This is a genomic window from Thermohalobacter berrensis (assembly GCF_003609645.1).
Lineage (GTDB): Bacteria > Bacillota > Clostridia > Tissierellales > Thermohalobacteraceae > Thermohalobacter > Thermohalobacter berrensis.
Genome location: NZ_MCIB01000023.1, coordinates 1 through 13,102, shown reverse-complemented (window position 1 = coordinate 13,102; position 13,102 = coordinate 1). Strand labels below are relative to the sequence as shown.

The 13,102-nt window shown below is 26.9% G+C and carries 14 protein-coding genes; 5 read left to right on the top strand and 9 right to left on the bottom strand.

Going from position 1 to position 13,102, the window contains the following annotated elements; all coding sequences use genetic code 11:
• The 6 genes from BET03_RS09055 to BET03_RS09035 all read right to left on the bottom strand — a co-directional run bounded on the left by BET03_RS09055 (window position 1) and on the right by BET03_RS09035 (window position 8,451).
• Window positions 1-273 (bottom strand): hypothetical protein, encoded by a 273-nt coding sequence (locus BET03_RS09055; protein WP_120169552.1) that lies wholly within the window; start codon window positions 271-273, stop codon window positions 1-3.
• 136 nt (window positions 274-409) lie between these two features.
• Window positions 410-556 (bottom strand): hypothetical protein, encoded by a 147-nt coding sequence (locus BET03_RS13660; RefSeq protein ID WP_183108805.1) that lies wholly within the window; start codon window positions 554-556, stop codon window positions 410-412.
• Window positions 557-653: 97 nt separating this feature from the next.
• Window positions 654-1,343, bottom strand: coding sequence for a helix-turn-helix domain-containing protein (locus BET03_RS09050; protein ID WP_120169550.1), 690 nt, complete (start codon window positions 1,341-1,343; stop codon window positions 654-656).
• A 124-nt stretch (window positions 1,344-1,467) separates the two neighbouring features.
• Window positions 1,468-4,803: a UvrD-helicase domain-containing protein gene (locus tag BET03_RS09045; RefSeq protein ID WP_120169548.1), complete on the bottom strand. Its 3,336-nt coding sequence runs from the start codon at window positions 4,801-4,803 to the stop codon at window positions 1,468-1,470.
• Window positions 4,790-7,993, bottom strand: a complete 3,204-nt coding sequence (locus tag BET03_RS09040; RefSeq protein ID WP_120169546.1) for a PD-(D/E)XK nuclease family protein — start codon at window positions 7,991-7,993, stop codon at window positions 4,790-4,792. The genes BET03_RS09045 and BET03_RS09040 overlap by 14 nt, the downstream gene beginning before the upstream one ends.
• Before the next feature lie 137 nt (window positions 7,994-8,130).
• Window positions 8,131-8,451: a DUF5320 domain-containing protein gene (locus BET03_RS09035; RefSeq protein WP_120169544.1), complete on the bottom strand. Its 321-nt coding sequence runs from the start codon at window positions 8,449-8,451 to the stop codon at window positions 8,131-8,133.
• Between the two features lie 31 nt (window positions 8,452-8,482).
• Here BET03_RS09035 and BET03_RS09030 point away from each other — a divergent pair, with 31 nt between their 5' ends.
• The 3 genes from BET03_RS09030 (at window position 8,483) to BET03_RS09020 (ending at window position 9,854) form a co-directional block, all read left to right on the top strand.
• The gene (locus BET03_RS09030; protein WP_183108804.1) at window positions 8,483-8,854 is read left to right on the top strand and encodes a Mu transposase domain-containing protein; all 372 of its coding nucleotides are present in this window, start codon (window positions 8,483-8,485) and stop codon (window positions 8,852-8,854) included.
• Window positions 8,814-9,143, top strand: a complete 330-nt coding sequence (locus BET03_RS13840; protein WP_341466508.1) for an ATP-binding protein — start codon at window positions 8,814-8,816, stop codon at window positions 9,141-9,143. The genes BET03_RS09030 and BET03_RS13840 overlap by 41 nt, the downstream gene beginning before the upstream one ends.
• Window positions 9,144-9,380: 237 nt before the next feature.
• On the top strand, window positions 9,381-9,854 hold the full coding sequence (locus BET03_RS09020; RefSeq protein WP_183108803.1) for a hypothetical protein: 474 nt from the start codon (window positions 9,381-9,383) through the stop codon (window positions 9,852-9,854).
• Window positions 9,855-9,913: 59 nt separating this feature from the next.
• Here the strand turns inward: BET03_RS09020 and BET03_RS09015 are convergent, their stop codons facing one another.
• From BET03_RS09015 to BET03_RS09005, 3 genes are all read right to left on the bottom strand, one after another.
• Window positions 9,914-10,348 (bottom strand): hypothetical protein, encoded by a 435-nt coding sequence (locus BET03_RS09015; protein ID WP_120169540.1) that lies wholly within the window; start codon window positions 10,346-10,348, stop codon window positions 9,914-9,916.
• A 122-nt stretch (window positions 10,349-10,470) separates the two neighbouring features.
• Window positions 10,471-10,668 carry a DUF5320 domain-containing protein gene (locus BET03_RS09010; RefSeq protein WP_120169538.1) on the bottom strand — a complete coding sequence of 66 codons (198 nt, stop codon included), beginning with the start codon at window positions 10,666-10,668 and terminating at the stop codon, window positions 10,471-10,473.
• Between the two features lie 74 nt (window positions 10,669-10,742).
• Complete coding sequence (locus tag BET03_RS09005; protein WP_120169536.1) at window positions 10,743-11,030, bottom strand: DUF2325 domain-containing protein; 288 nt, start codon at window positions 11,028-11,030, stop codon at window positions 10,743-10,745.
• 263 nt (window positions 11,031-11,293) lie between these two features.
• Between BET03_RS09005 and BET03_RS09000 the strand changes: the two genes are divergently transcribed.
• Window positions 11,294-12,286, top strand: coding sequence for a hypothetical protein (locus BET03_RS09000; protein WP_120169534.1), 993 nt, complete (start codon window positions 11,294-11,296; stop codon window positions 12,284-12,286).
• The gene (locus BET03_RS08995; protein WP_120169532.1) at window positions 12,286-13,077 is read left to right on the top strand and encodes a protein-glutamine gamma-glutamyltransferase; all 792 of its coding nucleotides are present in this window, start codon (window positions 12,286-12,288) and stop codon (window positions 13,075-13,077) included. Before BET03_RS09000 ends, BET03_RS08995 begins: the two co-directional genes overlap by 1 nt.
• The last annotated feature ends 25 nt before the right edge of the window (window positions 13,078-13,102 follow it).

Below are 13,102 nucleotides of genomic sequence, written 5' to 3'. Positions count from 1 at the left end.
TTATTCATCTATATGTGTAGATGCATATTTCGAAACTATTACCAGGCCAATATTAAATATTAAAGTCAAATAGTCAAATATAGTTACTTCAGGAAAGAGTTTTAAAAATCTATATATGGCCCAAATAGAAAAACCTAGAAAAACGGCAGTTAAATAACGGGTTATTTTCCACTCAAAGGTTGCTTTTGTTAACGATACTAAAATAACCATTAACAAAACTAAAAATACTCCTACAACCCCAATAACCATATTAACAAGCTGTAAAAAATCCATTTAGCTGCCTCTCTTTCTCTGATTTTTAATATTGTTTCTATAAAATTTCTACAAAAACAATAAAATTCCTTCATACTAAATTAAAAGTAGCAGCTAATAAAGTAGCTGCTACTTTTTAATTAAAAAATAATTAACTTTATTCATTTAAAACATGTTCTATTGCTAAATCAATTATTCTTGGTGTTCTTTCAAAAAGGTCTTCTTTATATACCCTCTCTGTAAACTTATGCAAATCCTTACCCCAAGGACCTATATTAATTACAGGTATAGATAATTTATTCATTTCTTCAAAAGGTTTTCAATAGTCTTAGTTACGTTCCATTGATCAGCCAAAATAAGCCCCCTATTATTCGACTCTTTTTTTACATTTATTGTATGTTTTAACTTTTTACCCCAGTTCTAGGATAGCATAAAGTCCTATAATAGTCTATATGCTTAATAGTTGAGTTAACATCATCAAATTCCTCTAGTTTTGATAGAGAATTCTTTGCAAGATTAAAATATGGAAGGGCATCAACAGTTCTATTTTGTTTTAAATAGATTACTCCTATGTTGGTATATAATTGGGCTATTGTTTGAAAATCATCTATTTTAGAGAAATAAGTTAATGCTTCTAGAAATTGAATAACAGCACACTGGTCTAACTCTCTTTTTAGGGAATTCAATCCCTTTAGATATAGTGATTTAGCTAAAAAGTTTTTAAGGTTATATTTTTTAGATAGGACATAAGCAACATAAAGATTTAATTGTATGTTGTAATTTGAAATACCAAGATTAGATTCTACCTCTCTAAGAAGCTTTTCACATTTATCCTTTGCTATATCTTTTTCCGTTTTTAGTAAATAGGTAGTAGTAATATGTATGTTCTTATTTTTTTTCTTAGCAAAATTGTTAATCTGTTGTGTTAGATATATTGCATTTATTGGACTAATTCTTCTTTTATCGTTTTCAAACATAGATATATAGTTTTTAGAAAACTTTTCTCCAGCTAATTCCTCTTGGCTTAAGTTTAGAGTCTTCCTAATCTTTTTTAATCTTTCTCCTTGGCTTAAAATTTTTATCTCTTCCATACATTCTCCCCCAAATTTTTTGTTATCTTCAAATGATGTTTAATATTATTTTATCATACTATTGCGAATTTTTTGTAAATTTTTTATTACAAATACAAAAAGTCAGGTAATCATTACCTGACCTCTAATCTATGCAAAATTTGTTAAACTTACAAAACTGGCAATTTTTCTTATCTTTTTTATAGTCCTTAATATTTTTAAATTTATCTATATAATTTATGAAATTTTTTATATCCTCCATAGAATTATCTACTTTATGACTACTTATGTCTATGTCTACATAATCACCTGTTTCTAAAAGTAAAAGTCCTGCCTTCTTTACCTGTATTTTATATATATCTTTAAAGACTTTAGAATATAAATGGATTTGAGGTTCATATTTCTTCTTAATGTATTCTATATTTTCAACTTTATTTGTTTTAAAATCAACTATTTCGGCTTCTTTTCCCTTTATATTTATTCTATCTATTATTCCGTATATAAATTTATTTTGTATTTTATAGTAAAAGCTTTTTTCATTGAATCTTTTATCATAATCTTCACTATGGTATTTAGAATAGTTATCTACATATACCTTTATTTCATCGATTATCTCTTTTGAAGGTTTTAAGTTATATGACTTTAATACACTTTTTATAAGCTCTAATGTATTTATTCCCTTTTTATAATTTTCACATATTTTATGTACTACTAATCCCTTAGTAGCAGAATCTATTATTATATAATTTTCAATATTTGTTTCATTTTCAATAATAGTGTCTATAGGTATTTTTCTGTAATAAGACATATAAAACCTTCTTTTACATTCTTTAAAGGTCATATACTGGGTTATACTAACTCTATTAAAATCTTTGCTACCATATTCCTTAAATTTCTTTAGTAATGGAAACTTATTCTCATATGTTTTATTTGTATCCACTTTATTTATAGTTTTTATACTAATAAATTTATCCTTTTCTATATCAATACTATCTATTTTTACACACCTATCCTCAGGTATTAAATCCTTTATAAACTCCCTAAAGGTATTCTTAGTATCTTTATCAGTATCTTGATTTCCAATTATAAGCTTATCTTCAGCTCTAGTCATTGCAACATAAAGTATTCTCTTATTTTCTTCCTTTTCCCTTTTCTTTTCAATTTCCTTTAAATCATAATATAATGGAGAAATTAACCCTTTATCTTTTTCGTAGAAAGTATTATGTTTTATAGCTATACCCTTATCTTTATCGAAAAGAATACTGGAAAAATTCATATTAAACCTCTTAGCCATCTGAGGTACAATTACAACTTTAAATTCTAATCCTTTAGATTTATGTATTGTCATAATCTTTACCGTGTTACCTTCCTCTGATTCAATTTGAGCTTGTCCTTCATCATAGCTGTCAGATTTACTGTCTATATATTGGATAAAATCCTCTATACTGTTATTATCCTTTTTGTCAAATTCCCTTGCCATTTCAATAAACTTATATATATTGGCTATAGCCTGTCTACTACCAAACTTAAGCATCCATGTTTCAATATAGTAGGTTCTATCTAACAATTCTTCTATTAAATCATATATCTTAGCCATATATTTTTTAGTATTAAGACTAGACAATATCTTATATGCTTTTTTTACCTTTTTCATCTCTTTTTCAGTAATATTTTGTATATCCTTTGATAAAGTAGAAATTAAATTATCTTCCATATTCTTTATTAACCAGTATATAGTCTTATCTGAAAGTCCAAACATAGGACTTCTTAATACAGCTACAATAGAAAGGGGATCATATTTGTTATTTATGGCTTTTAAACCATTTATAATATCTAATATTTCCTGTTTATTATAAAAGCCCTTTCCTCCCAAGTTATAATATGGAATATTATAATCCTTTAAAGCCTTTTCATAAATATGGGTATCTGACATAGACCTAAATAATATTGCTATATCATTATAATTATATCCTTCATTATTGACTAACTGTTTAATTCTTTTGGCTATAAGTTCACTTTCATATTCCCTTACATATTGTGTTTTAGAAACTCCTTCTGGTATTTCTAAATTTTCATTTTCCAGTATTTCAACATCTATATCGTTGGAGGAAGTTCTATTAGGAACAAGTTCTTCATATATATTGTTCATTAATTTATTAAATATATCATTAATAAAATTCATTACTGTATCCATAGTTCTAAAGTTATCCTTAAGGGATATAGGGCTTTCTTTTGATATCCTTTTAATATCCTCTACTACATCATAAAAAACATCTACATCTGCTCCCCTAAATGCATATATAGATTGTTTTGGGTCACCTACTATAAAAAGATTTTCTCTATCAAGGTCACTATTTTCACTACACAGTTTGTAGATTATCTTTTTCTGAAGCTCATTAGTATCTTGAAACTCATCTACCATTATGTATCTAAATCTATCCTGATATCTTTTTCTTATATTATCATTATCTAAAAGATTAAGTAATTTAATCTGAAGGTCCTCATAATCTAGTAAACCTCTTATTTTCTTCTCCTTAGTATATTTATTATCGATTACAATAAGAACATCTAAAAAGCTTTCATATATATTTATCATTTTCTTCTCATTAAGTAAGAAAGCTTTACCTATTAGGCCCTTTAATTCATCTATCTTTTTCTGCTTTTCTTCCTTTGATGAAGTACCTATATTTTTATATAGATAATAAAGTGTATCTAAAATGTTCTCGTCTACATCATTAAAATTATTGTTTTTAAAATCTATCCATACTTCATCATCTGCAAGTTTGCCTAATTTTGACCTCTTTGTAGAATCATCTATTAATTCTTGAAATTTATATTTTATTTTGTTTAGTAATTCTTTATCTATTTTAATATTATCTATAGTTTCAAGGGTAATCCTTTTTAATTCCTTAAAATCTATTCCTGTACTTCTTACCTTTCTATAAACCCATTTTATATCAGAAATAAGCCCACCTTTAAATGAGCTTCCATCTAACTTAGATGCTGAAAAATGCTTTATTAATTCAAATACCTTATTACTATTTTCTATACCATCAGTAATATATTCTTCTATGACATCATTTAGAAGCCTATCTTCCTCATAATCTTCAAGTAGGGCAAAGTTTGGATCTATCCCTGCTTCAACTGGATTTTCCCTCAATATTTTAGAACAAAAACTATGGATTGTGGATATATTAGCCCTTTCTATATCTATATATATCCTTTTCCATTTTTCATCTTCTTCAATTTTTTTATATACAGCCCTTCGTACCCTCTCTTTCATTTCCGCGGCTGCTTTTTTGGTAAATGTTATTGCTACTATTGAATCTATTTCTCTGCCCTTTCTTAGGTTACCCTTTTCTAATATGTATAAATATCTCTCAACAAGTACCCTTGTCTTACCAGAACCAGCTCCTGCACTTACTGCAATATTTTTATCTATTGTAAATACAGCCTTTTTTTGACTATCAGTTAATTCCATTATTCTGCCCCTTTCTTAATATTCTCTCTTCATCATACCTACACATATTTTTGTATTGGCAGAAATCTTCACAGTAATGTGGATTTAATCTAAAGTCACCCATAAATATTTTTTCAATATAATCCTTTATTTTTTTCTTTACCTCTTCTATTAAAAGATTCCATTCTTCATCAGATAATGTACTTTTACTCTTTCTTTTATTTAAATAGGACCTTTTATCTTCTTTAATCATCTGTATATAGACCTTACCATCTTTGATAATAATATATCCTCCACCTATTACCTCTTTTCCTTTATCAATTTGAGACATTATATATACAGGTAACTGAAAGGATATACCCTCTAATATATCTTTAATGTACTTTATCCCGTATGAAGAATACTTATAATCATAAACTATAAAACTTTGACTATCTCCTTCATCTATCATATCTATCCTATCTATTTTTCCTAATAGGGGAATTTCAATATCATCTATCTTAATAATATATTTTTCTTTAAAACCAAACTCTACTTCAAATTCACTTGGATATAAATTACCCTTATACTTTTTAAGTCTTTCTAAATCCTTGTTAACTAAGTTTATAATATTATCAGTTATTTGCTCAATTCTTAATTTCCACATGTTGTTTATATACTTAACACCTAAATTATATACTTCATCTATTACAAGCTCCTCGATCTCTTTTTTAGTATCTTCTACTTTAAATTGTTCATTTTTTAATACATAATTTCTAAAATCATCTTTATGCCTATTATAATATTCTGCTAAAACCTTATGATATAAGCTTCCACGCTCTATTGGAGAAAAATCTAATACTTCCTTTTCTACTTCTTTTACATCTAACACTACTTCATAAAGAAATCTAAAGGGACATTTACCATAGGTCTCAAGCTGTGTAATACTAAACCTACTATTAGAAAAACTATTTGTTAAATCATTCTTTATGTCCTTATCAATTATAAGTCCATCAAATTCATTAAATTCATTTTCTTCCCTTTTTACTTCACACTCTATTTTTTCTATTATTTCCTTAACAACATCTTTATTTATATTATTTAGCAAACTTAAATGCTCCTGTTCATCCTGGCTATTATAGTATTTATGTAGAATACATTTTACAAGTTCTCTTTCATGGGTTACATCTTCAAGCTTTTCTTTTAAAAGGTAAGTCATATCTAAAGGAAGAAAATTAACCTTATTTTCAATTTTATCTCCTTTAAATATATTAAGTATTTCTTCTAAAAATATAGAAGGTATACTTGTATCCTTCCCAACATCTTCTGAATAACTTATTATTAATCCCTCTTTTGTCCTTGTAATTCCTAAAATAAAAATAAGTGATTCTTTATCAAATAGTTCATCATAATTTTTTAAATCTATTCCTACTTTCTTAAAAATGCTGTAATCTTCTTCTCTAAAGAACCAATTATCCTCTTTAATGTTTGGATATTCTCCTTGTGATAGTCCAACAAAAAAGACATAGGAAAACTTTAGTCCCCTTGATATTGTTGGAGTTAATATACTAATTCCCTTTCTATTTGGTTGGTTCATAACTATTGTTTCATCTTTAAGGATTCTAACCATAATATCATAAAATTCTTTTATACAAATTTCTTTTTTAAAGGTAATTTCTGCTACTAATGTAGCCCTTTCAATTATATTCATTAGTTTATAATAGGCAGCTTTATCCCTATAAAAAAGTAAATAATCATCGGTTTTTTTGTAGATATCATTTATTTTTTCCCTTAAAGAATAATAATCTAAAATATCTAATATACTGTCTTTAATCCCTTTTGGATTTTCTTTTTCTGGAAGTTCAGACATCTTCTCAGTTAAATCTTTCATTATAAACTCAAAATTTACTATATCCTCTAATTTATCTTCATAAACTTTTTTATTTTCATCATCATTTTTTATTAAAAGCCTTAGTCTTCTTTTTTCCTTTTCTATCTTTTCTTTAAACTCACTATTCATATCTTGTATTCCTAAATTATAAAAAAGGTTCTCAAGCTTGTCACTATCTATAGAGCCTTCAGAAATATCTAAATACCCTGATTTTAAAGTCTTTATTATATTATCCTTTTTAAAGTTATTTATTTTTAGCTCTATTAAACTTAAAACTTCTCTTACAAGGGGTATATCATAAAGGGAAATCTCTTCCTTTAATGTTGATGGAATTCCTTCTTCCTTTAATACCTTAGATAAAATCTCCCTATAATTATTTAAATTTCCTACTATGACTGCAATATCTTTAAGGGAAACTCCATTATATTCAAGTCTTTTTATTTCTTCACAAATCTTTTTTAGTTCAAGGTACTTATTAGGAGCTTTAATAAGTTTTATTTTATCGGTTTTACTAAGTATTGGAAGTTTAGAATTAAATATGTTGTCTGATATTTGTTCAAAATAGGTTTTATTATTAGTTTTATTATTTTCCTCTATTGTAAATCCCATATCCCTTAATGTATCTAATGTGTTCTCAACTGTTTTAAATCTTTCTTTTGTCTTAAAAGGCATATTTATGTATATATCTATATCAAGTGTAGTTAATTTATTTAAAATGGCTAACTCTTGAGGTCTAAAATCAAAAAATTCGTCTATAATTATGAAATCTAATTGACTAAATATATCCTTTTTTTCATTAAAATTTTCTATAGCCTTAATAAATGTTTCTTCATTATCTAAAAGTTTATTTTCATTTATAAATTCCTGATACATTTCATAAATTAATCCTATTTCTTTAAATCTTTTTTCATTTGGTATCTCTAAATTAAATGTCTTAGGTTCTACTAAAGACATCTTATTTTTGCTAATTATATAGCTTAAGGACGATATAAATCCTTCCTTATCTATTAAGTTTTTATAGTATGAGATATTACCCCTATTATCTAAATCATTAATTATTTTAGAAATAATAGTTTCCTTAGTACTTTCATCTATTTTTGTATAAAAGTCTGAATCTAGTAATCTATTTACTATATCGTCAAAGGTAATTACATTTATATCAAGAACACCTATCAATCCTTCCATTAATCTTTCTCTATATCTAGTAAGAAGATTTCCCGATGGAAGAATGTAGAAAAATTTATCACCTCTGTTCTCTTTAAGATACTCCTTTGCCTTTTTTATAAATTTTTCTTTATTATCATTATTTATAGGTCCATAGTAAATTATCCCTTTATTCACACAAATCACTCCTATAGTAATATCAATACTATAATTCAACAAAAGATATAAATATCCTTTTAAATGAAAAAGGGGACGGTTCTGATTTTCACTTTTGGAAAATTATGGTGAAAAACAGAACCGTCCCAAATTTTCAGTTAATCATTATCTTTATCTTCTATTTCTTTTAATCTTTTTTCGATTTCTTCTATTTCTGATTTTAATATTTTCTTTTCTTCTTCTAAAAATCCTTTAATATCTTCATTACTAGGTACATTATTGTAATCATTATATGGTGCAAATCTTCTACCAAATCCTCTTCTGAAGCCTTTGCCTATATAACCTCTTCCAAATCCCCTACCAAAACCTCTTCTATTGCTTCTAGTATATCCAGGTGCTGCCAATCCTCTACAGTAACCCATTCCTCTTCCTGTCATTGGACCTTCTCCATATGGACCTGTTCTATCTCCCCTTGGCATTAAAAAACCTCCTTTTATTTTGAGCATATGCTTGTTATTTGATTTTATTATACTATGGTTTTGGGCATATGTCAATTATATTGGCAAAAAAATATTTGTAAGTAAAACAGAAAAGATTCCTACAGAAGAGCTTTTAAAACTATCACTTTATTTTGTAATATACGTAAAAGATTATTTGTTAGCCATTAAGCTAGATTATGATATTGCAAGAACAAAAGAGCTTAGAGTAAATAAATATTCTGTTATTGATATAGAGCAAAATAAATACTCAGTTCTAGAAGATTTAGTTGGTAAATTTACATTTGTAAAAATATATCCTGAAAAAATTAAAGTATATTATGATAATAAATTAGTAGCTACCTATAAAAGGAGTCCAGAAGTATTTAGAAGAGAAAATAAATGAAGCCGATAGAAAAAATAAAACTTATGAAGAATTTTTATGTTATGTTTTCAAAAATGCTTATGATGTTAGAAAAGAAAATGGTAGAAAAAATAGGATAAGGAATACTAAATTCCCTTATAAAAAATATATTGAAGCTCTAGTAATAGAAGATTTACCAAATTGCGCAAAAGATAAATTACAAACTCTTTGTAGCCTAGATTTTATAAAGAATGAACAAAATGTATATTTTTTATTACTTATTGCTCCTCAATTAATTTCCCTTGTAGTGTTTACAAAATCTGGTTACTAATTATATAATAAATATAATTTAAATATATTTTGACTTGATTAATAAATAACAAATATAAAATTAAGGAATGTTCTATTTGGAAAAGGAAAGAATGATTTATAAATCAATACAAGTAATTACATTTATTATAGTAATGCTCGGTTGATTTCCATATACATATAATAGTTGTATATGATATTTATAGAATTTGTTATAGATAGAAAGGAGTGAATAATAAATATGAAAAAAATCAAATATTTGTTCACTGTATTGATATTATCTGTTTTGTTAGTAAATCTTTATCAGAATTATATATACTATCTAATTCCTTATAATCCTTTAGAAGACATCACAGATAATCCTTATAGTTGTCATTTTACCTTAAATTATTCTAATGGTGGGATAACCAATGCTAGTTATAATTTAAATACTAATACTCTTATTTTTAAATATTTTAGTGATTTAAATTTGATACCTTTAAAAGAAGAAACAAATAAAGAAGAAATTTTTGAACACGAGAGTGATATAAATTTTTCTTACAGGTTTAGATTTCGTCCACCAAAACCATCAACACATTATTATATAACTATTGATGAAATATGGTTAGATAATTTATCTGTTCTTTTTATTAGATCTAATAAACCAGGATTCCATGATGGATACTATAAAATTATAGATTCCAAATTTGATTATAAGTATGTTAATGACTTAATTAATACTTCTCAAAAATAACAAAAGTGGGCTGTATTACAATAAAATTGTAATACAACCCACTTTGTTGATTTAAATTTTTATACTAAAATCCATCCATTTCCAGCGTGTACTTTAGTAACCACTCCTCTACCCTGGACAATTCTAAACCCTTCATCAACAAATTCAAGAAATGGCAATTTTACTTCTACAAGATCGTAGTCTAGATTATCGTACAGAAAATTATAAACTTCATCTAAAAAATCCTCTCCATTGAGAGAAACGCTAATAAAAGTATCAATATCACTTGGGATCATACTTCCTACTGCTGAAATGACTCCCGCTGCTAACGTTACTGGAGTTGGTAATTTAAACATAAGTGATAAAACTGTTGTAAAAGTTGTTAAGCCTTCTACAAGTTTAGATTCATCTGGCTGCTTAAAACCATTTTGTCTTATTTCAGCTTGTGCTCTTCTAGCTTTATATAGATCATCTTTTGTTAACGTAAGTGTGTCAATATATTCTTTTCTACTCATAATTAATCTCTCCTTATATAATATTTTTATTTGTAAGACTTCTATCTGTTGGCCAACATTTTCGCCTTACACTATATAAAAAGAGATAAGCAAAAAAATCAACCAATCACACTAAAAAAATTTTAAAAATTTTTTCTATAGTTGTTTGATTTTTTAATTATAGGTGCATTATGGTGGGCATTATATGCTGCAAATCTTTTACTACATCCTCTTCTGAAGCCTCTGCCTATATAACCTCTTCCAAATCCTCTACAGTAACCCATTCCTCTTCCTGTCACTGGACCTTCTCCATATGGACCTGTTCTATCTCCCCTTGGCATTAAAAAAGCTCCTTTCATTTTTGGGCATATGTCAGTTATATTGGCAAAAAAATAATCGTTCGCTTTCGCGAACGTTAGTTTTCAGGTTTAATCTCCTTTAAAGCCTTCTCCAATGTATTTAAACTACTATTATGTAGTCTCACTTTAGGTATATCTTTCTTTTTTGATATTTTCATTGCAGTATTAGTTAATTTATGTGATATTACATCTGTAAACAGTATTATACAATCAGGACATCCTATTCTTTTTTCTAAATTTGTCTTCATATGTGTAAAAACCTTTGCTCTACATCCATGTTTTTTACAGACTTTTTTATATAATTTTTCCATTCTCTCATGTCCCCCAAGGACAACTACACTCATTTTTCTTCTCCTTTCATATTATTGATAATGATTATCATTTTCGTATATAATGATACATTATCTCTCTTAATTTGTCAAGTTATGCTCTGTTATCAAAAAATAACTCAAACTGTCTGTTACTTTTTGTAATTTTTCTGACCAAATAGATTCACTTTTAATATGATATAGTAATAGTTTTTTTGTAAATAAACTTTTCTTTTAAAACTTATATATTTGTGGTTAATTAATTTGAATTCTAATATATAGAAAGGAGTGTAATTTTCATGGATAATTCTAATCCTAAAACCCCTTTAGATGAAATTAGAATACAAAGTGGTAAAGAAAGGTTATGTAGTCATTTTACTCAATTAGTTAATTCAAATCCAGATAAAGCAATAGATTATATTAATGACCAAAACCTATCTTTTACTACTCTATTTCTTCTAAAAGAACAGCTTAAAAATCCAGATATACTTGAAAATCTGTCTCCCAGAAATCAAATTGCTTTAGAAACAACTGGAGAGATTCTAGATAAGGATGGAAAAATTACTAATATACAACATACCATACCTAAGTTAATACACCTAATTAAATCAACCTTAATATGGATATTAAAAACCGGCTCTAAAGATGATGGACTAGATGATAATTTCGATAAATTATTAGACATTGTAGCTATAATTTTGATAAAAGTATTTAATGAATTAGATTTACTACCCCTTATTTTAGATATAATTTTTAAAAGATATAAAGAAGGAAGATTAATCCATGATTTAGTTTGGGCCTTTTATGAGTCTAGAGATCCTAACTGTTTATTTTTAATAGGCAAAAGACTACGTTCAGAAAATATGAAGGAAGTTGAGCTTGCCTGTGACCTTCTTAAATTTATACCCGGCATAGATATCAAATATAAAACTAATAAAGATTACTTATACTTTAACTTTATTAATTGGTTTGAAGAAAACAGATCATTCTTATATTTTACAGGAGAAAGCTTTCAGCAAGGGTGTAATCCTATACCTTATGCAGTTTCCCTTGAAGCAAAATATCTTTGTGAAACTATTCCAACTAACTCTCAAAATATATATGGTACACTTAGTTCCAAAGAATTTGGTAAAATAAAGGATTTTAATAGTTTAGATGATAGTAGTAGAGATTTATTGGCTAGTTTTTCATGCAAAATGCGAAGAAAAAATATCCATTGGTGGAATTCATGGATTAATAAGTCAATAGAAGAACAATTAAGGATAGCCCGTATTAGAAAAGGAGGGATATAATGATTATAATAGCAGGTAACAGATTTGATCCAACTAGTCTTATTAGTCAATATCCCCCTAATAGTATTGAAGTAAAAATAATTAGAAAACTATCTACAAGTCAGACAGTATATAATTATGAATCCTTAGAACAGCTAACCTTTGAAATTAAATTAAGAATAAATATAATTAAGGCATCTAAAGACCTTTATAGAAGTAGGTTTTCTTTTAAAGTTTTTAGGGAGTCTACTTGTAATCCTGAATTTTGGGAGCGTACTAATGAGGGGGGTTTTTTATTAAAGGATGGTGTAAGTCCTTTGAATGCAATAAATGATATTTATATAAACAGCTACATGTACGGTACAGAATGTGCTACAGCCATGGTTATTGTTTTTTATAAAGCAGTTATTGATGTTTATCCAAAGGAGTTGTTTGATCGTACATTTCAACGTATATATCTAATGAACTGGCATCACATTGATAGAGATTTAGGAGTAAATCTCTATAGAAATATTACTGATTATATTCCTGGTGATTGTTTATATATCAAAAACCCTGATGTAGATCCTGAAACCCCGTATTGGCAGGGTGAAAATGCCATAGATCTTGGAGATGGTTATTATTATGGTCATGGTATAGGAATAAAAACTATTGAAGAAATGATAAGAATTCTAAACAATTTTAGACGGGAAGGGGCAACTGAATCAGCATACTTAACAAATACTGCAACTAGACCAGATTTTAAACATTTATCAAATATATATTACAGCTACATTGGCCAAGTAAGAGCAATACCTGCTTTTTACTTATAAATCAAAAGAACCGTCCCTTTGATTT

Excerpts from the sequence above, each read along its gene's own strand:
- BET03_RS09055 (WP_120169552.1), bottom strand. The coding sequence starts at position 273 with ATGGATTTTTTACAGCTTGTTAATATGGTTATTGGGGTTGTAGGAGTA.
- BET03_RS13660 (WP_183108805.1), bottom strand. The coding sequence starts at position 556 with ATGAATAAATTATCTATACCTGTAATTAATATAGGTCCTTGGGGTAAG.
- BET03_RS09050 (WP_120169550.1), bottom strand. The coding sequence starts at position 1,343 with ATGGAAGAGATAAAAATTTTAAGCCAAGGAGAAAGATTAAAAAAGATT.
- BET03_RS09045 (WP_120169548.1), bottom strand. The coding sequence starts at position 4,803 with ATGGAATTAACTGATAGTCAAAAAAAGGCTGTATTTACAATAGATAAA.
- BET03_RS09035 (WP_120169544.1), bottom strand. The coding sequence starts at position 8,451 with ATGCCAAGGGGAGATAGAACAGGTCCATATGGAGAAGGTCCAATGACA.
- BET03_RS09015 (WP_120169540.1), bottom strand. The coding sequence starts at position 10,348 with ATGAGTAGAAAAGAATATATTGACACACTTACGTTAACAAAAGATGAT.
- BET03_RS09010 (WP_120169538.1), bottom strand. The coding sequence starts at position 10,668 with ATGCCAAGGGGAGATAGAACAGGTCCATATGGAGAAGGTCCAGTGACA.
- BET03_RS09005 (WP_120169536.1), bottom strand. The coding sequence starts at position 11,030 with ATGAGTGTAGTTGTCCTTGGGGGACATGAGAGAATGGAAAAATTATAT.
- BET03_RS09000 (WP_120169534.1), top strand. The coding sequence starts at position 11,294 with ATGGATAATTCTAATCCTAAAACCCCTTTAGATGAAATTAGAATACAA.
- BET03_RS08995 (WP_120169532.1), top strand. The coding sequence starts at position 12,286 with ATGATTATAATAGCAGGTAACAGATTTGATCCAACTAGTCTTATTAGT.